This window comes from Chryseobacterium bernardetii (genome assembly GCF_003815975.1).
GTDB classification, from domain to species: Bacteria; Bacteroidota; Bacteroidia; order Flavobacteriales; family Weeksellaceae; genus Chryseobacterium; species Chryseobacterium bernardetii.
In genome coordinates this window covers 3648336-3666760 of sequence record NZ_CP033932.1, presented here as the reverse complement: position 1 = coordinate 3666760, position 18425 = coordinate 3648336, and the positions used below count along the sequence as shown (strand labels likewise).

Below are 18425 nucleotides of genomic sequence, written 5' to 3'. Positions count from 1 at the left end.
TACATCCATTCTCTGCTTTTTATTAAATTAGCTCATCAAAAAATATTTTTATGACGGAAAAATGGATCTTACATCCAACAATTCTTGAAGGAACACATGTTGAACTAATTCCTTTGGAAAAAGAGCACTTTGAGGAATTGTATGCCGCTGCTGCAGACAAGGACCTTTGGACATTGATTCCTACTGACGGCTCAGATAAAGCCATATTTTATAAAAACTATAAACTCGCTTTATCAGAACGGGATAACGGGAACCAATATCCTTTCGTCATCAGGCACAAAGAAACCCAAAAACTGATAGGCTCCACAAGATTTTTTGAAATCTATCCTTCAGATAAAAAATTAGAAATCGGTTGGACCTGGATCACCAAAGAATTCTGGGGAAGCGTCGTTAACCTGGAATGTAAATTACTGCTGCTTACCTACTGTTTTGAAGTATTAAAAACCAACCGTGTGCAGCTGAAAACGAAAGATGACAACCTCAGATCAAGAAAAGCGATCGAAAAAATAGGAGGTGTATTTGAAGGAATCTTACGTAAGGATAAAATCCAGAATGACGGAACTACTAGAAATGCAGCTTATTATAGTATTCTGGATGATGAATGGAATACTGCAAAACAGAAAATTGAAACCCTGATCAAAGAAAAAGAAATTTCTATAAATAGCTGAAAAAACAACCTTCTGGGAAGAAAAATTAAGAAAATAAAAAACAGCAATAAAAGTCAGGTGCTTTTATGCCTGTTTTTATATCAATGATTCATTTACTTTGATTATTTTCTTTGAAATGACAGTTCTCAGCAAAATACCCAGCCAAAAAAGGCTGGGCATGATTATGATTAATTAAATAACTGCCTGTAACTTAGAGGAGTCTGCTCTGTTTTCTTTTTAAATAATTTATTAAAAGACTGTGGATGTTCAAATCCTAAAGCATATGCTACTTCCGATACTGAAAAATTAGTGGAAGTGAGGTATTCCTTAGCCTTCTCAATCAGTTTCTCATGAATATGCTGTTGGGCATTCTGTCCTGTAAGGTTTCTCAGCATATCGCTGAGGTAATGTGGTGACAGATGAAGCTCAGAAGCCAGAAATTCAACAGTGGGAAGTCCTTTTGTTAATGTTTGCTCCTGATTAAAGTAGTTTTCCAGAACCATATCCATTTTAGTCAGCAAATCATTATTTACCGCTTTTCTTGTGATAAACTGTCTTTTATAAAAACGGTTACTGTAGTTCAGAAGAACTTCAATATAAGAAACCACTACATCCTGGCTTACTTCATCAATGGCTGTATTCAGTTCATTTTTAATATTGTCCAACAATCCTGTTATAATGTTCTTTTCCTGATCAGACAGATGCAGGGCTTCATTGGTATCATAAGAAAAGAACCCGAAATTCTTAATATTCTTTGCGAAAGGATAGCTTCTGATAAAATCAGGATGCACCAATAACGTATAGCCGCAATATTCCGCATTCTCATCTGTAGAAAGAATCTGGCCTGGAGCTGTAAACATCATACCTCCTTCATTAAAGTCATAATACCCTTGCCCGTATCCCATCTTTCCTACTCTGGAATATTTATAAGATATTTTATAAAAATTCAGGGCAAAACTTCTGTTCAGCATTTCTTTATTTACAGACATCTTTGTATTATCCACTAAGCTTACCAATGGATGAAGAGGGCCTGATAACCCTACTAAACTATGCAGTTCCGATATGGATGAAATTTTCAAAGGAGCATTTTCATTCTTTTCCATACTATAAAGGTATTATTTTTTTGATTTAAAAAACAAGCTAACCCGCACAATATCTAAGCAATACAATTACAAAAACTGTTTACCTAACTGCTCTCTGAATGCTTCCGCACCTATTTCCAGACGCTGTGCATACAAAGCTTTCGCATCCTCACCAGCTACATATCTCAATTGTTTTTTACCATCTGTTGCAGCCTCATAAACAACTTCAGCAATCTGTTCCGGTGTAGAAGCAACTTCCATCATGCCTTCCATTCTGGAATATAGGGAATTCATTATTCCTTCATAAGCAGGACTAGTTGCTGTATCCAGGGAACGGCTCACAAAATCGGTCTTAATTCCGCCGGGAGAAACTGTTTTAATATCAATTCCAAATGAATTCAGTTCAAAAGCCATACTTTCACTCCATCCTTCCAAAGCCCATTTTGTAGCATGATAAATTGAATTAAGAGGAAAAGCCATCAGACCGCCAATTGATGTTGTAGAAATGAAGATCCCATTCTTTTTCTCCCTGAAATAAGGAATAAACTCCTGGGTAACCCGAATTGTACCTAATAAATTAGTAGTAAGCTGTCTTACGATCTGTTCATCACTTAAAGCTTCCAAAGGTCCTAAAAGGCCATAACCGGCATTATTAAAAACAACATCCACATCCCCTGAACCCAATGCCTGTTTTACGGTTCTCTGGATCTGCTCCGGTTGGGTAACATCCAAAGGAAGTACTGTTACATTATTCAGAGAAGCAAGATCTGAAGCTGCTTCAGGGTTTCTCATTGTGGCAATAACTTTCCATCCTTTCTGTTGAAATAATTGTGCAGTTGCTTTACCTAATCCTGTAGAAGCTCCTGTTATAAAAATTGTTTTCATTTTTTTCTGTTTAAAATTACAGGACAAAGTTCCGCATCAGAAAAAAGATAAGAGTTGCCAAAACGGGCTAAACTGTAGCCAAAATGGACTTTATGGCTATATAATTTATAACACTATGATTAACTGCGCCTAATATTTTCTTATCGTTTTTTTGTAAGTTTGTTCCATCAATTTTTATGGCAGAATATATTCTTGAAAACATCAATATCAGCACACTTTCCGTGTATGACCTGTTAAATCATACTGCAGAAAGTTCATTTATTGGAATCACTGATTTTCGTGAAATCTATCCCATTGCCATTGAAAATAATACAGGAATTTTCACAAAAAAACTTCCATTACAGCAATTTCCTGTTGTTTCAATAAGCCATATAGGCAATTCATTGCTTTGCACCTGTACATGCAATAATCCTCAGGCAAAACTTTGTACCCATCAGGCAGAAATCATCCACTGTATTCTGGAAGAGAAGAATTACCGGATCTTCTTTGATGATATGCTCCGTAAGAAAACATTGTTATCTAAAGCAAAAGCATATGGATTAGAAAATGAACCAGACCTTGACCAGTATTTTCAGCTGGAATTAGCAGCAGGAAAGCTTGAAATATTGCCTAAGATCAAGGAAATGCTTCCCATAGACGAACTATTACTCCAGAGAGACCTTCTGCCCCAAACTCCATCCAAACTGGATGCACTGGCGACACTTGAAACTGATAAAAAGCAGATATTGGTAATTGGTAATCACCGTTACTACAATCATCTGGTATTCTCTCTTATGGAAGCAGAAACCACACAAACAGGGAAAATAAAAAATCCGGTTACTTCTGTAGATGCAATGCAGCTGATATGGAAAGCCGAGAAGCCCCTGGATATAAAATTTTATACCGCGATTTCTTCTTTTCAAAACAATTACAATGAAGATTATAATTCGGCTGAACTGGAAGCTTTAAAGCTCATTGTAAAAAATCCCCTTGATCTGGATGTATATTATCATGATCGCGAAATTGCAGAAACTGTTTCCGTAAAATCACTGATACCCGTTACACTTAATACTTTAGATGCAGACATACAACTATCTGTATTTAAGAAAGATCCTTTCTTCGAAATCACAGGAGAACTTCTGTTTAATGGTGCAGCCATTCCATTTAAGAATGTGGTTATCAGAAATGAATATTTTGTATATAACAATAAGACATTCAGCTTTATAGATCATCCTGATTTGCTGAGGGTTATCAGATTTTTTAAGGCAAACAATGAGATTTTACTCATTCATTCTTCAAAATATGAAGGTTTCCTGCAGCAAATCCTGTCTAAGTTAGAAGAACGTATACAAATCAATTACAGCTATATACAATCTGCAACGAAAGTACAGCTTGAAGAAAAGAATTTCCACATAGAAAGAGTCATTTATCTTCGTCAGCAGGAAAATTATATTGGAATTACTCCTGTTATGAAGTACGGAGAAGTAGAGGTTCCGGTATATTCCAGAAAGCAGATTTTCGATACCGATCAGAATGGAAATCCATTTAGAATAGAAAGAAACGATTCCTTAGAAGCCCGTTTTACCTCTTTGGTAATGCAGCAGCATCCTGATTTTGAAGAACAGATGGATGGCTATCAGTATTTCTATCTTCACAGGGATAAATTCCTTGATGAAAACTGGTTCTTAGATGCATTTGAAGCATGGCGGAATGAAAATATCACTATATTAGGCTTTAATGAGCTGAAAAACAACAAACTTAATCCCCACCGTGCTAAGATCAACATTCAAATTACCAGCGGACTGGATTGGTTCAATGCCAAGTTAAAGGTAGGTTTTGGCCAGAAAGAAGCTACTTTGAAACAGCTTCACCGGACAATCCGAAATAAAAGTAAATTCGTACAGCTGGATGACGGCAGCCTGGGTATTCTTCCTGAAGAATGGATGGATAAGATCGCTTCTTATTTTCAAGCCGGAGAAATTGATGAAGAGCTGTTAAAGATTCCGAAAATTAATTTTACAGAAGTCTCTTCCCTCTTTGAAAAAGAAGTAATGAGCATTGAGGTTCAGAATGAAATTACCACCTATTCCAAGCAGTTTCTAACTGGTAAAAATATTCCCCGGGTCAATATTCCTTCTGAATTGAATGCCAGGTTAAGAGATTATCAGCATGAAGGATTAAATTGGCTTAATTTCCTCGACAGTTTCAACTTCGGCGGCTGCCTTGCTGATGATATGGGGTTGGGAAAAACCCTTCAGATCATAGCATTTATGCTTTCTCAAAGGGAAAAACGCGGGCATACCACTAATCTTGTAGTAGTTCCTACGTCCCTGCTTTTCAACTGGCAAGAGGAGATCAGCAAGTTTGCCCCTTCACTAAAGATTTTACTCCATTATGGCCCGAACCGGGAAAAAACAAATACCCATCTGTCAGATTATGAAGTTGTTCTAACCAGTTATGGAATGTTGCTTTCAGATATCCGGTTTCTGAAGGCTTTTCATTTCAATTATATTTTCCTTGATGAGTCCCAGGCCATTAAGAACCCTAACTCCGAAAGATATAAAGCAGCGAGGCTTCTACAGGCCAGGAACAGAATTGTTTTAACAGGAACTCCTATTGAAAACAGTACTTTTGACCTTTACAGCCAGCTTTCATTTGCCTGCCCCGGATTATTAGGCAGCCAACAATCTTTCAAAGATATTTATGCTATTCCTATTGATAAATTTGAATACAGCAAACGGGCAACGGAGCTTCAGCAGAAAATAAAGCCGTTTATTCTACGCAGAACGAAGAAACAGGTAGCCACAGAACTTCCTGAAAAAACGGAAACTGTCATTTATTGTGAAATGAATACGGAACAACGTAAGATTTATGATGCTTATGAAAAAGAGCTTCGGGAATTCATTGCAGCTAATGATGATGATGATCTTAATAAAAACACCATGCACGTTCTCACAGGCCTTACAAGGCTCAGACAGATCTGTAACTCGCCAGCATTGATTAAAGAAGGATATTCCGGGGAACATGCCGTTAAAATTGAGATTCTGATGGAACAGATTCTTGGAAAATCAAAAGACCATAAAATCCTTGTATTCTCTCAGTTTGTAGGAATGCTGGACTTACTGAAAACGGAACTGGAGTGTCACGGAATTCCTTTTGAATATCTTACCGGACAAACTAAAGACAGGGGAAATAAGGTAGCTAATTTCCAGGAGAATGAAGAGGTCCGTGTATTTTTGATAAGCTTAAAGGCCGGCGGCGTAGGACTTAATCTTACGCAGGCCGATTACATTTACCTGGTTGATCCATGGTGGAATCCTGCTACCGAAAACCAGGCCATTGACAGGAGTTACCGTATTGGGCAGACTAAAAATGTTATTGCTGTCCGTATGATCTGTTCTAACACGGTGGAAGAAAAAATACTTACCCTTCAGAAGAAGAAGACTGTATTGGCTCAAAACCTTCTCAAAACTGACGGTACTCAATTCCAGGGATTTTCAAGGCAGGACCTTCTGGATATCCTTGATCAGAAATAATGGGAAGTATAATCCATTTAAGATATTTTAAAAGATTAAGAATTCACAGAACAAAACCGACAGATAAAATCTGTCGGCAAAAAACAAAAATTGATATGGATATGATTAGATATGTGTCTTATTTTTCTTTCCTTATAACTTTAAACAGATTTATCCTCTGTATTCACTGTTTTTAGCATGCACTAAATCAGTAAAAGAGCCTTTTATAGGTCTAAATTTTTATTGAGACAAATTTATATTTATTTAGAATTAATAAAAATAATAATTTAATGAGATTTGTCAGTTTAGAGATATTTATATTAGGAAGAAGCAATAAGATTAAACAAGCACATAATTATCGGTAAGTTATATCCATTATTGTTCTAATGGCTTTCTTTAGATGATGTTGATGTGATTCTATTGATTATGGTAAAACACTGTCTAATGCTACTTAATTCAAATTTTCAATAAGAATGGCTGATGCTCCACCACCTCCATTGCAAATCGCGGCAATACCATATTTTCCTCCTTCCTGGCGCAATACATTTATTAAGGTTGTCATAATCCTTGCTCCTGAGGCCCCAATGGGATGTCCCAATGCTACAGCACCGCCATACACATTTACTTTATCCAAATCATAACCGAGAATCTTCTGGTTGGATAAAATCACAGAAGAATATGCTTCATTGATCTCAAAATAATCTATATCAGATAGAATAAGCCCTGTATTTTTCAGAACTTTTTGAATTGCCACTGATGGAGAAGTCGTAAACCATTCCGGGGATTGAGCTGCATCAGCATATGCTATAATTCTGGCTATTGGCTTCAGATCATATCTCTTTACAGCTTCTGAAGAACCCAACAATACTGCTGCTGCCCCATCATTAAGATTGCTGGAATTCGCAGCTGTCAGCATACCATCATTTTCGAAAGCTGGCTTTAGCAGGGAAATCTTTTCAGGAATAAGTTTATCAATATCTTCATCTCTTTCTATAACAACAGTTTCTCTTTTCCCTTCTACTGAGATGCTAAAAAGCTCTTTATTAAATTTGTTATTCTCAGCAGCCTTCTGAGCCCTTTTATAGGACATCAGAGCATAATCATCCAATTCCTGTCTGGTCAAGCCATATTTTTTGACACCTAACTCCGCAGCACTTCCCATGTGAAAATTGTGATACACATCCCAGAGCCCATCTTTAATGAGTCCATCTGTGAATTGGGTATCGCCCAATTTCCAGCCCTTCCGCAAATAGTTATAGTGAGGCACATTACTCATGCTCTCCATTCCACCTGTCATAACCAAGTTTTCTAATCCAAGCTGAATCTGTTGTGCTCCTATTATTGCAGCTTTCATTCCTGAAGCACATACTTTATTAACTGTAGTTGCATCTTTATCTACCGGAATTTCTGAAAAGATGGCAGCCTGTCTTGCTGGTGACTGTCCAACTCCAGCACTTAATACATTTCCCAAATAAACACTGTCTATATTCTCCGGGGAAACCAATGCACTTTCGTAAGCTTTCTGTATAGCCATAGCGCCCAGCTGTGGAGCTGTAAAACCCGATAAACTTCCCATAAAACCTCCAATAGGAGTTCTTTTTGCGGCAATGATGAATACTTCTTTCATAGTTTTATTTTTATTTAAAAATACCATTCGGTATATTATTGATTTTGAAAATTCTTTTTTCTACGGTCCATACAAATATAGTAAAATATACCTATCGGTATATTTTATATATAAAAAAAGATGAAACTTGATATTCCATCTTTATAGGTTTGTAAGTATTTAGTAAAATTGACTTCTTTTTGACATTGCCTCATTCTTATTCTCTGCTCAGCTGATCCAGTTTTTTCAGTAATGTAGGAATTCTATAAGGGCCATGCATTTGTTCTACCTTTATCCTGACCTGGTCTACATCTATTCCTTTTGCCGTTACAAAAAGCGGTGTTTTGCTATTACCACGCAATACATTTCTTCTTTGGGAATCTGGTGTTGTAAATTCATTTTTGGCAATTCCTATTACCGGATGTTTTTCCTGTAAGGCTTCATAAAGGTGTCCTCCTAATCCTATTTTTCCATCATTATCCAGCGTAACATATCCGTCAACAATGATGATATCATCTTCTTTTAGCACTATTTTATTGAGTAAGCTCAGAATGCATGGCAGTTCTCTTTTATAGAAGGCTCCGCTTTCGTATCCAGAACTGATGGAAGTCTGCTCTGTAAAAACTTCCACTTCCCGTTCGGATGCCCAGTCTTGAAATGCAATACAAACAGTATTGGCATAGTCATCGTAATAGTAAGTATCAAACGCGTAAATCATGTTGGTCTAATTATACAGCCAAGATAAACCATCTATCAATAGTAAGCAAAAAGTTTATAAAACTCATGAATAGTGATTTCAGAAAAACCTGTCCCCACATTAAAAAAACTCACCGAAATGCCATAAAATTCCTGACGGATCATGAACAAAACACTCTTTCCCCCAATTCATAGTTCTTACAGGAGTAAGCCTTACATTTTCATATTTATGTGTAAGTCCTAAGGTTAAGAGTTCATTCCAGAATACATCTGTATTGGAAACTTCCATGAAAATCATGGTGTTGTCCACCCAATCTTTTGCATAATAATCCTGAAGATAGAATCCTGTTTCTTCCCGTATAAACAGGGAGAGCTTAGGCTCAAGGATTATTTCTTCAAATCCTAAATCTTTATAAAAGCTTCTGCTGATCTCAAAGTTCTGTGCCCCAATAAAAGGTCTGATGGATTTAAATTGTGATCTCATTTTATTTTATTTTATTTTTTTAACAGAATTTCTTATGACCTGAATCTGCGGAATATCTTCAAGTATTGCCTCACGAATTATTATATGCATAAGTTGCAAAATTAATTATTGAAAATGACAAAGGTGCAAAGATATGTTTCTCAAAATTTATTCTGAATCCACAAAACTTTGCACCTTCATCTGGTTGAACCAGTATTGTTATTTTTTATCTACCACAATTCGTTCTGTTCTGTTGGCAATATCCCATGCTGTAGTAAAAATAAGCTGAGTCCTCTTTTCCAATAGCTTGTAGTCTATTTTATCCGGATCATCCGTTGGCTTATGGTAGTCTTCATGAATTCCATCAAAGAAAAATGCTACAGGAACATTATTTTTGGCAAAGTTATAATGGTCTGAACGGTAATATAGCTGTTGAGGATCGTTAAGATCATCATATTTATAGTTCAGCTCCAGGTTGTTGGTTTTCTTGTTGGCAGCCTCGTTAATTATTTTAAGCTGAGAACTCAACATATCGGAGCCAATCACATAAACATATTGTTTTCCCCTGTTGTCCGGATCATCGCGTCCAATCATATCGATATTAAGGTCAACAACGGTATTAGCCAATGGGAAAACAGGATTATCAGTGTAATATTCTGAACCAAACAGCCCGTGCTCTTCTCCTGTTACATGAAGAAAAAGGACAGATCTTTTAGGACCTTTCCCTGCTTTTTTAGCTTCCTGGAAGGCTTTAGCCATTTCCATTACAGCAACCGTACCACTTCCGTCGTCATCAGCTCCGTTATATACTACTCCGTTTTTTGTCCCCACATGGTCATAATGTGCAGAAACCACTACAATTTCTTCAGGTTTTTCACTTCCTTCAATGAAAGCCAGAATATTTTCAGAGTCCGGAAGGTTACCACCTCCTCTTTTTTTCATAAAATCTGAAGGAACTTTCTGATAATAAGAACCAAGAGCTTTCGGAAATGAAATTCCTAAGCTTTTATAATAATTAACAATATACTCTCCCGCCTTCTTCTGGCCTTTGCTTCCTGTATCTCTGCCTTCCATCTCGTCTGAAGCAATAACATACAGGTTTTTCTTTAAATCTTCTGCCTTAATCATCTTGTAGGCATTGGCAAACGCTTTATCATGTTTTACAGCAACAGGATTTGCAGATACACCATCAGCAACCTGGGCGGTTCCACAACTCGACATCAAAGCAAGGACAAATAACGGAATAAGTAGTTTTTTCATACAGAATAAATTTCTTAAAAATAACATTTTTTATTGAATACGGAATATATGTGGGAGAATATGCTGTGAAGAAATTTCAAAGATCCAGGCATATAAATCGTATAAGCTGTTACCCTATTTTACTTTATGAAGTAAATAAGCATAAACAAATTAATTTTATCACATTAAAAAAAATAAAATCAATACAATATCATTTTTTTATTATTTTTAACCGATATGCAAAATAGATGAAAGAAATTCAAGAATTTACTCATTATTCATTTTTTACAGAGATGTCTGAACTGGCCTTAAAGCACGGAAGCTATGATCTTTCGCTGGGCCTGCCGGATTTTGATATTGATGAACGTCTGAATTTTTTTTTAAAAGAAGCTGCAGATCTTGATATCCATCATTATGAACCTCTGGCAGGAAATCCTTTATTGATTAAGAATATCATTAATTTTAATATAAAAAGGAAAAACAGTATTTCTTTAAAAGCCAATGAAATCTCCATTGTTCCCTGTGCAACCTTTGCTTTATATACCGCACTTAAATCTATTTTAAATCAAGGTGATGAAGTTATTATCATTCAGCCCTGTTACTATACTTATGCTCCTGCGGTTGTAATGAATGGAGGAGTTCCTGTTTATTATGATCTGGAATCTGATTTCACAATAAACTGGGATAAATTTAAAGGCTGTATTTCTGAAAAGACCAAAGCAATTATCGTCAATTCCCCGCAAAATCCAACCGGAAAAATATGGAAACAGAATGATTGGAAACACTTGTATGAACTGATAAGCAACCGGGAAATCTATTTAATTTCAGAAGAGATCTATGATACTTACTGTTTTGATGAAGCGGAACATTACAGCTCATTTATCCATTCTGAACTCAGAAACAGAACTTTCTGTATTTTTTCATTCGGGAAAATGTTTCATACTTCCGGATGGAAAGTAAGCTATATGCTGGCCTCCGAAGAATTAACCGCTTTATTCAGAAGCCATCAGCAGTATATTTCCTATAGTGCCAATGCCCCCGCTCAATATGCCCTGGCAAAGTATCTGAAAGTATTTGATCCTTCAGAAAACAAAGCAATAATGCAACGCAAACGGGATATTTTTAATCAAATGGTTAAAGATACTCCTCTTCACACTGAACAGGAGGCTGAGGGCAGCGTTTTCCAGATTGTTAATTTCAGAAATATTTCAAAGACAATGACTGATGTAGAGTTTGCAAAGTGGCTGACCATTGATAAAAAGGTGGCCTGTCTGCCGCTTTCTGCCTTTTATAACTCCAGACAGAATTCAGATTACATCCGGTTCAGTTTTGCTAAAAAAGATGAAGTGATTATCCGGGCATTGGAGCACCTGAGAAAGCATCTTTAACCCAGAATAATTTTCATAACTGTATTTATAAACCTTGTTGTGTAATGATTTAATAAACATAAAAAGCACCGCTATTGCGATGCTTTCCTATTATCTATTAATATTTGATTAGAGAGCTAGGACTCTTACATCAATTCTTCTGTTTTTGGCTTTACATTCATCAGTATCATTGGCTTCGCAAACCGGATGTTGTGAACCATATCCTTCAGCTTCTATCCTATCTGCTGAGATTCCTAATTCCAACAGCTTCAGTTTTGCAGTCTGAGCTCTCAGGTTGGATAGCTTCTGATTGCTTTCTTCGTTACCGCTATTATCAGTATATCCGCCTAATTTTATTTTCAGATCTGGATAAGCATTTAAGATTTCTGCGATACTATTTAGCTGGAGTTCATAGCCTGCTTTCAGATCACTTGATCCTGTCTCAAAATAAAGATTTTCAATGGTGTACCATTTATTAGGGTCCAAAATGGTCTTATCTTTTTGATTAACCGCATTATAAAGCTGATACAACTGGCTTGTTTCTCCCAACTCGATTGTTTTTCCGCCTTTCAGTTTTACTTTTTGCAGATTCCCGGTTTCGTATACAAAATCTCCGCTTTCATTTAGATGCCCTTTCACTTCCCCGGGAACAATTGGAGCCTTAAGATCTGATGATGCTGAAACAATACCCGCAACTCCGGTTAAGCTTTCAATTTTTGCTTTTCTATTGGCTTCAATTTTATCTTTATGCAGCACAGCTAAGGTGGGTGCAATTACCAATGAAACAATAGACATCAGTTTAATCAGGATATTCATTGATGGTCCGGAAGTATCTTTAAAAGGATCTCCCACCGTATCTCCTGTTACGGAAGCTTTATGAGGTTCTGACCCTTTATAATAGGTCTGTCCATTGATATCAACCCCTTTTTCGAATGATTTTTTTGCATTATCCCATGCTCCTCCGGCGTTATTCTGAAACATTCCCATGAGTACCCCACTTACAGTAGCTCCGGCAAGGAAACCGCCCAATACTTCAGGCCCAAAGATAAACCCGATCAGCAGTGGTGAAATAATCGCAATAGCTCCCGGCAACATCATTTTTCGGATGGATGCATCTGTAGAAATGGCCACACATTTCTCATATTCCGGCTGTGCTTTTCCTTCTAAGATACCTGGAATTTCACGAAACTGTCTCCTTACTTCTTCTACCATGGCCATGGCTGCCTGTCCAACAGCTGTAATAGCTAATGAAGAGAATATGAAAGGGATCATTCCGCCAACGAAAAGACCAGCTAAAACATCTGCTCTGTAAATATCAATGCCATCAATGCCTGCAATTCCTACAAAGGCTGCAAACAAAGCCAGTGCTGTTAATGCTGCTGAAGCAATAGCAAATCCTTTTCCTGTAGCAGCTGTTGTATTTCCTACTGCATCCAGGATATCTGTTTTTTCACGGACTTCTTTAGGAAGTTCACTCATTTCAGCAATACCTCCGGCGTTATCTGCAATCGGCCCAAAGGCATCAATAGCCAGCTGCATGGCTGTAGTAGCCATCATTCCGGCAGCAGCAATGGCAACCCCGTATAATCCGGCACACAGATAAGAGCCGTAAATACCTCCTGCAAGTACTATAATAGGAAGTAATGTTGATTCCATTCCTACAGAAAGTCCGCCGATAATATTGGTGGCATGACCGGTTGAAGACTGTCTCACAATACTGGAAACCGGTCTTTTTCCCATTGCTGTATAATATTCTGTAATAATACTCATTAAAGTCCCTACAACCAGCCCAACCATTATGGCTCCGAATACTCCCATTTTAGTAAACTCATGGCCTCGCAAAACCATTTTTTCAGGAAGAAGATAAGTAACCAGAAAATAAGAAGCTATGGCTGTAATTACAATACTGCCCCAATTTCCTAAATTCAATGCATTTTGTACGCTGGAAGTGGACGAACCTTCATTATCGTTAATTTTAACAAATAAAGTTCCTATCATTGAAAAGATAATTCCTGTTCCTGCAATCAGCATCGGTAAAAGAATCGGTGCAAAACCTCCGAATGCGTCATCAGAGATTGTTTCTCTTCCCAAGACCATGGTAGCAAGTACCGTAGCTACATAAGATCCGAAAAGATCGGCGCCCATCCCCGCAACATCTCCTACATTATCCCCCACATTATCTGCGATAGTTGCCGGATTTCTTGGGTCATCTTCAGGGATTCCGGCTTCTACTTTTCCTACCAGGTCAGCTCCAACGTCTGCAGCTTTTGTGTAAATACCACCACCCACTCTTGCAAAAAGAGCAATGGATTCAGCACCCAGGGAAAAACCGGTAAGGATTTCTATGGTTCTTTCCATTTCGTGGGAATCTACAGTGGCTTCCGGTGCGAAAATCTGTTTAATAATTAAAAATAAGGCTCCTAACCCTAATACGGCAAGTCCTGCTACGCCCATTCCCATCACAGAACCTCCTGTAAAAGAAACTTTGAGGGCTTTGGATAATGAAGTTCTTGCAGCTTCTGCAGTTCTTACATTGGCTTTGGTTGCAATTTTCATCCCTATAAAACCAGCTGTGGCCGAAAAAATAGCTCCTACTACAAAAGCAAGTCCTATACTCCAGTGTGAATTCGCATTACTGGATCCCATTACTGCCAGGAGAATGGCCACAACAACAACAAAATAGGTTAAGATTTTATATTCAGCCTTTAAGAAGGCCATAGCACCATCAGCAATATGTCCGCTGATTGTTTTCATTTTTTCATTTCCGGCATTCTGTTTACTCACCCAGTTGCTCTGAAGAAATGTATAAAGCAAAGCTAACACACCAAAAATTGGCACTAACACAAATAGATCCATAGTTTAATATTTTTTTGGTAATAGAAAAATAAATATAATAAATAATTACCATCAAAGCATTAAAAAAATCATGTACTTTATCATTCCAAGCAAAAAGAACATTGAATATGAATCACAATTCTTTTAGGCTATGTAGATTAAAATCCATTGTAAAAGCACTTAAAACAAGAACATATTGCGATTGTCAAACCACTAATGATGATTAAGACTTTAAGAGTATTAAAATGTGTTTTGCTTTAGGGAAAACTTTATTTTATTACAATAAAAAAAGGATAAGCAGTTTCCCGTTTATCCTTTTATATTATTTACAATCGCAGAGATTATCCTCCGAATTTATCTGCGTAGTCTGTTTGAGAAGCTTTAATCACTTTTCTTGCATGTTCAGCACCGTAAACCTCCTGAATTCTGCATTTTGCAGGCTCATCCGGTAAGTTTTTGTATGTTAAGAAATAGTGCATCAATCTTTTAACTTCTGCTTCCGGTAATTCAGTAATATCTCTGAAATGTCCGAATGCATGGTCGTTAATCATTACTGCTACAATTTTATCATCAGCTTCTCCACCGTCTATCATTTTAAAACCACCAATTGGAATAGCTTCCATCAATAAACCTCCGGCATGGATATTGTGAGAACTTAAAACACAAATATCAAGCGGATCATGATCTCCCATTGTCACATCTGTAGCACCTGCTTCAATAGCAAGTTTCATCACTTCCTGATCACAGTATGTTCTTGGAACAAAACCATACAAAGCAGGGATAATGTTAGAGAATTTCTGGGGCCTGTCTACTTTTAAATATCCTGTCTCTTTATCTACTTCATATTTAATAGTATCTGAAGGAACAATCTCCACAAATACATTTACAACATTTGGCGCATCTTCTCCTGCAGAAATTCCGTGCCATGGATGTGCTTTAAAATTTGGAATCATTATTTATCTGTTATTTTTTAAGTTATTATTAAAATTTCTTTTCTTAAATCTTCTATTGTTTCAGCAACATAATCATTGCTTTCCATATAGTTCATGATGAAGATGGTTTTGAATTCATCCAGCATCACTTCCCCTTTCAATCCGTCATAAGTTTTATGAAGCAGGTCTATAACGGCATTTTTAGAGTCTACGATATTCTTCCAGGAATTCTTCGTTATATAGAGCTGCTGGGAAGAATTATATTCAAATTCTTCATTGATCGCTTTTTCTGTAAGGAAAATGAACTCATGAACAGCTAATCCTTTATCAAATCGCTGAATCAGGTTGGAAGGCTTTATTCTGTCCAGAAATAAAGTCATTCTCTCGTAAGAATGTGCTTTATTCTCTGAATTCGACTTCACGGTAAGTAATTTGAGTTCCTGGTTTTTAAGGGTAATATACGAGTGTACAAATTGTCTAAGCAAAACCAGAAAAGGAATTGCAATAATTAATGCAAATGCATATGGTAGATATCCTGAAAGACTCGTCATAATTTTAGGATGCAAAATTACTAATATTTTCTGATATTACAGTTCAAATAATGCGGGTCTTTGTGTAACTTCATGATAGCATACACTATTTTCATCAAAAAAGTGATATACGAGGCTTTTGCGGGTTCTGTTTTTATCGGTATGAGGCTCTCCGCCATGAAGAATATTGGCATGCCAGATCAGCATATCTCCTTTTTTAGCTCTGAAAATTTCTTTTTTCAAACCTAATTCTCTGACTTTATTTTCCAGAAATTCTTCATAAGCCTTATAGCTTTTTTTTCCAATTTTTAACGCTGTTCCTTCATTATCGTAATCAGAGTTTAGAAAATAAGGTAATTTATGGCTTCCGGGAATATAATGTAGCGCACCATTGTTTTCATCCACATCTTCCAGAGCAATCCACACTCCTAAAAGCCCACCCAGCGGGAATGTTGTCATATGAATGCTGTCTGAATGGGTTTTCTGCTGACTCCCGTTAATAAAGTTAATACTTTGAAAAAGTTTAGCCTTGCCATCCAACAAAACAGACAGAAACTCCAGCAGGTTCTTATCACTAGCAATATTTCTGATAATTTCAGAATGATGAATGGCAAACATAAGCTTTCCACCATAGCGGAATTTTAACGTTCCGTCTTTCATCAGTTTCTCAATTTCCGTATTAACATTTTCTGCTGCTTCCGGACTGATAAAATTTCTCAGAATCATATACCCGTTATCATCATAATGAAGGGCACTTTCCTTATTCTCATCAGATAAATTTTTAAAAAAAATTGTGGACGAAAGCTTTTCCTCATCAATACATCTTTCAGTTTGAGGAAGATGGGCAAAGTCTTTACTTGAAATAGGTGAATAATAGTTCTTTTTGATCCCGTACTTTCTGTATAATGGAATATTGTGCTTTAACTTACTTTTTTTAAATAAATTATAAAGCATATATGACAATTTATAATTACGAATTTGCTGTAACATAACGGTTATTATTGTTTATAAAGATACGGAATTACACTAAATTAGAACTAATCTAAACAATGCTTTTTATCATTAAAAAAGCCTTCCTTTTAAAAGTAAAGAGCCTAATTTTTTGAAAAGGTCTTTCTTGGAACTTTCTATAAATCCATACGGTCTGAGTTCAGGACGGAATCCCCTGAAAAATTCTTCAATATTTGGGATGTCTCCACCTTCAAAATCAAAAATATGAGTATCTATTGTTTCTTTAAGCATTTGGTCTATCAAAACGGAAGCACCAGACAGTTTTATATATTCCTTATCGCTGAAGTTTCCTAAAAGTGCAACCATATTACAATCCGAATACGTAGCAATAACATTGATGATTCTATTGTGATAATAAAAAGCTAAAAAGCGCAGATATTTCAAGCGGTAGGATGTTTCATAAATCTTCATAAACCCGGCCAAATCACTTTCCTTATCTAATCCTATGATATTAGATTCTATAAAAGATTTCACTTCATCATAAGAAACCGTCTTTACTTCTGAATGCTTCAAAACTTCTTCATCCAGCCTTAATTTACGTTTTCTTTTAGGCGAATACCTGGCATATACTTTTTCATAAGTCTCAGGATAGATCAGGAAATTCTTCTTTATTCTGAGTTTGGTACGAAGCTTATTCACATCATTAAAAGGATAAGCTCTTATCAGATAGTGAGTATCCAGATAATCTAAAAACTGTTCATTTAAATTCACATCATCTTTAATGGAAAAGACCCCTAATTGCTGGCACAGTTTAGGATTATGAACGATTTTTACTCCATATTTTCTTACAAAAGGAACGGGCATTACAGCTTCATAATCATTATATACAAGTAATTCCCATTGCTTGGGTGCTGTTATATCTAAAAAGTCTTTTGTTGCAGAGTATTTTCTTTGTTCAGAATTTTCTAAACACTGAGAATATTTTACAAAATCAATTTCATGGTATTTCAATCTTCTTATCATAATAATCCTGCGTCCGAAAAACTAAAGTATGAATGCTGTGTAATGATAATATGGTCTAAAAGCTGAATACTTAATACTTTACCAGCTTCTTTTATTTTTTGGGTAATATTAAGATCTTCTTTGCTTGGCTTCATACTTCCTGAAGGATGATTGTGTGCAATAATAACTCCTGTTGAAAAGTTTTCAAGAGCTGTTTTGAACAGCACTCTTACATCCACAATAGACTGGCTGATTCCGCCTTGGGTGAGTTGTGAAGTATGTATCACTTTATTGCTGTTATTCATAAAAATAGCCCAGAATTCTTCTGTTCTTAAGTCTGACAACTGATTTTTCAGGATAGAATAGGCATCATGACTGTTCCCGATCACAGGTCGTTCCTGAATTTCCTGTCCTGCTCTTCGCCTGCCTATTTCCAAAGCAGTAATGATAGAAATAGCTTTAGCTTCCCCTATTCCTTTAAACTTCGTAAGATCCTTAACGGAAAGCAGACTTAGCTGATGCCAGTTATTGTTTACAGATGCTAAAATCTTTCTGGCCAATTCTAATACACTCTCTTCCCTGCTTCCACTTCCCATAATAATGGCTAAGAGCTCAGAATCGGAAAGTGCATTCTTACCCTTTTGTAAGAACTTCTCCCGTGGTCTATCGTCTTCTGCAAGAAATTTTAAGGACATA

The 18425-nt window shown here is 36.5% G+C and carries 15 protein-coding genes; 3 read left to right on the top strand and 12 right to left on the bottom strand.

Annotation, left to right across the window (positions count from 1 at the left end):
* Positions 1-50 precede the first annotated feature (50 nt).
* On the top strand, positions 51-668 hold the full coding sequence (locus EG339_RS16700; protein ID WP_123871085.1) for a GNAT family N-acetyltransferase: 618 nt from the start codon (positions 51-53) through the stop codon (positions 666-668).
* A 167-nt stretch (positions 669-835) separates the two neighbouring features.
* Here the strand turns inward: EG339_RS16700 and EG339_RS16695 are convergent, their stop codons facing one another.
* Together EG339_RS16695 and EG339_RS16690 are read right to left on the bottom strand one after the other, a co-directional pair.
* A complete protein-coding gene (locus EG339_RS16695; protein WP_123871084.1) occupies positions 836-1750 on the bottom strand; it encodes a helix-turn-helix domain-containing protein in 915 nt (304 codons plus the stop codon).
* Positions 1751-1816: 66 nt separating this feature from the next.
* The gene (locus EG339_RS16690) at positions 1817-2614 is read right to left on the bottom strand and encodes an SDR family oxidoreductase (protein ID WP_123871083.1); all 798 of its coding nucleotides are present in this window, start codon (positions 2612-2614) and stop codon (positions 1817-1819) included.
* Between the two features lie 176 nt (positions 2615-2790).
* Between EG339_RS16690 and EG339_RS16685 the strand changes: the two genes are divergently transcribed.
* On the top strand, positions 2791-6129 hold the full coding sequence (locus EG339_RS16685; protein ID WP_123871082.1) for a DEAD/DEAH box helicase: 3339 nt from the start codon (positions 2791-2793) through the stop codon (positions 6127-6129).
* Positions 6130-6559: 430 nt separating this feature from the next.
* On the opposite strand, the gene EG339_RS16680 is transcribed toward EG339_RS16685, so the two are convergent.
* The 4 genes from EG339_RS16680 to EG339_RS16665 form a co-directional block, all read right to left on the bottom strand.
* Positions 6560-7735 (bottom strand): acetyl-CoA C-acyltransferase, encoded by a 1176-nt coding sequence (locus EG339_RS16680; RefSeq protein WP_123871081.1) that lies wholly within the window; start codon positions 7733-7735, stop codon positions 6560-6562.
* Positions 7736-7931: 196 nt separating this feature from the next.
* Positions 7932-8432, bottom strand: a complete 501-nt coding sequence (locus EG339_RS16675; protein WP_123871080.1) for an endonuclease V — start codon at positions 8430-8432, stop codon at positions 7932-7934.
* A gap of 99 nt (positions 8433-8531) precedes the next feature.
* Positions 8532-8894, bottom strand: coding sequence for a VOC family protein (locus tag EG339_RS16670; RefSeq protein WP_123871079.1), 363 nt, complete (start codon positions 8892-8894; stop codon positions 8532-8534).
* Positions 8895-9092: 198 nt separating this feature from the next.
* On the bottom strand, positions 9093-10133 hold the full coding sequence (locus tag EG339_RS16665) for a M28 family metallopeptidase (protein ID WP_123871078.1): 1041 nt from the start codon (positions 10131-10133) through the stop codon (positions 9093-9095).
* Positions 10134-10360: 227 nt separating this feature from the next.
* On the opposite strand from EG339_RS16665, the gene EG339_RS16660 reads away from it, so the two are divergent.
* Positions 10361-11500 (top strand): aminotransferase class I/II-fold pyridoxal phosphate-dependent enzyme, encoded by a 1140-nt coding sequence (locus EG339_RS16660; RefSeq protein WP_123871077.1) that lies wholly within the window; start codon positions 10361-10363, stop codon positions 11498-11500.
* Positions 11501-11608: 108 nt separating this feature from the next.
* On the opposite strand, the gene EG339_RS16655 is transcribed toward EG339_RS16660, so the two are convergent.
* The 6 genes from EG339_RS16655 to radC all read right to left on the bottom strand — a co-directional run bounded on the left by EG339_RS16655 (position 11609) and on the right by radC (position 18424).
* The gene (locus tag EG339_RS16655; RefSeq protein WP_123871076.1) at positions 11609-14335 is read right to left on the bottom strand and encodes a sodium-translocating pyrophosphatase; all 2727 of its coding nucleotides are present in this window, start codon (positions 14333-14335) and stop codon (positions 11609-11611) included.
* Positions 14336-14655: 320 nt separating this feature from the next.
* Positions 14656-15267 carry an inorganic pyrophosphatase gene (locus EG339_RS16650; protein WP_123871075.1) on the bottom strand — a complete coding sequence of 204 codons (612 nt, stop codon included), beginning with the start codon at positions 15265-15267 and terminating at the stop codon, positions 14656-14658.
* Between the two features lie 17 nt (positions 15268-15284).
* Complete coding sequence (locus EG339_RS16645) at positions 15285-15797, bottom strand: DUF7935 family protein (RefSeq protein WP_123871074.1); 513 nt, start codon at positions 15795-15797, stop codon at positions 15285-15287.
* A 36-nt stretch (positions 15798-15833) separates the two neighbouring features.
* Complete coding sequence (locus tag EG339_RS16640) at positions 15834-16730, bottom strand: phytanoyl-CoA dioxygenase family protein (protein ID WP_228459636.1); 897 nt, start codon at positions 16728-16730, stop codon at positions 15834-15836.
* Positions 16731-16838: 108 nt separating this feature from the next.
* Positions 16839-17750, bottom strand: a complete 912-nt coding sequence (locus EG339_RS16635) for a hypothetical protein (protein WP_123871072.1) — start codon at positions 17748-17750, stop codon at positions 16839-16841.
* Entirely contained in the window at positions 17747-18424 is a 678-nt protein-coding gene (radC, locus tag EG339_RS16630) for a RadC family protein (protein WP_123871071.1), read from the bottom strand. Before radC ends, EG339_RS16635 begins: the two co-directional genes overlap by 4 nt.
* Between the last annotated feature and the right edge of the window lies 1 nt (position 18425).

Coding starts and splice junctions, on each gene's coding strand:
- EG339_RS16670 (WP_123871079.1), bottom strand. CDS start 8,894: ATGAGATCACAATTTAAATCCATCAGACCTTTTATTGGGGCACAGAAC.
- EG339_RS16700 (WP_123871085.1), top strand. CDS start 51: ATGACGGAAAAATGGATCTTACATCCAACAATTCTTGAAGGAACACAT.
- EG339_RS16690 (WP_123871083.1), bottom strand. CDS start 2,614: ATGAAAACAATTTTTATAACAGGAGCTTCTACAGGATTAGGTAAAGCA.
- EG339_RS16675 (WP_123871080.1), bottom strand. CDS start 8,432: ATGATTTACGCGTTTGATACTTACTATTACGATGACTATGCCAATACT.
- EG339_RS16635 (WP_123871072.1), bottom strand. CDS start 17,750: ATGATAAGAAGATTGAAATACCATGAAATTGATTTTGTAAAATATTCT.
- EG339_RS16650 (WP_123871075.1), bottom strand. CDS start 15,267: ATGATTCCAAATTTTAAAGCACATCCATGGCACGGAATTTCTGCAGGA.
- EG339_RS16680 (WP_123871081.1), bottom strand. CDS start 7,735: ATGAAAGAAGTATTCATCATTGCCGCAAAAAGAACTCCTATTGGAGGT.
- EG339_RS16645 (WP_123871074.1), bottom strand. CDS start 15,797: ATGACGAGTCTTTCAGGATATCTACCATATGCATTTGCATTAATTATT.
- EG339_RS16660 (WP_123871077.1), top strand. CDS start 10,361: ATGAAAGAAATTCAAGAATTTACTCATTATTCATTTTTTACAGAGATG.
- EG339_RS16665 (WP_123871078.1), bottom strand. CDS start 10,133: ATGAAAAAACTACTTATTCCGTTATTTGTCCTTGCTTTGATGTCGAGT.
- radC (WP_123871071.1), bottom strand. CDS start 18,424: ATGTCCTTAAAATTTCTTGCAGAAGACGATAGACCACGGGAGAAGTTC.
- EG339_RS16655 (WP_123871076.1), bottom strand. CDS start 14,335: ATGGATCTATTTGTGTTAGTGCCAATTTTTGGTGTGTTAGCTTTGCTT.
- EG339_RS16685 (WP_123871082.1), top strand. CDS start 2,791: ATGGCAGAATATATTCTTGAAAACATCAATATCAGCACACTTTCCGTG.
- EG339_RS16695 (WP_123871084.1), bottom strand. CDS start 1,750: ATGGAAAAGAATGAAAATGCTCCTTTGAAAATTTCATCCATATCGGAA.
- EG339_RS16640 (WP_228459636.1), bottom strand. CDS start 16,730: ATGCTTTATAATTTATTTAAAAAAAGTAAGTTAAAGCACAATATTCCA.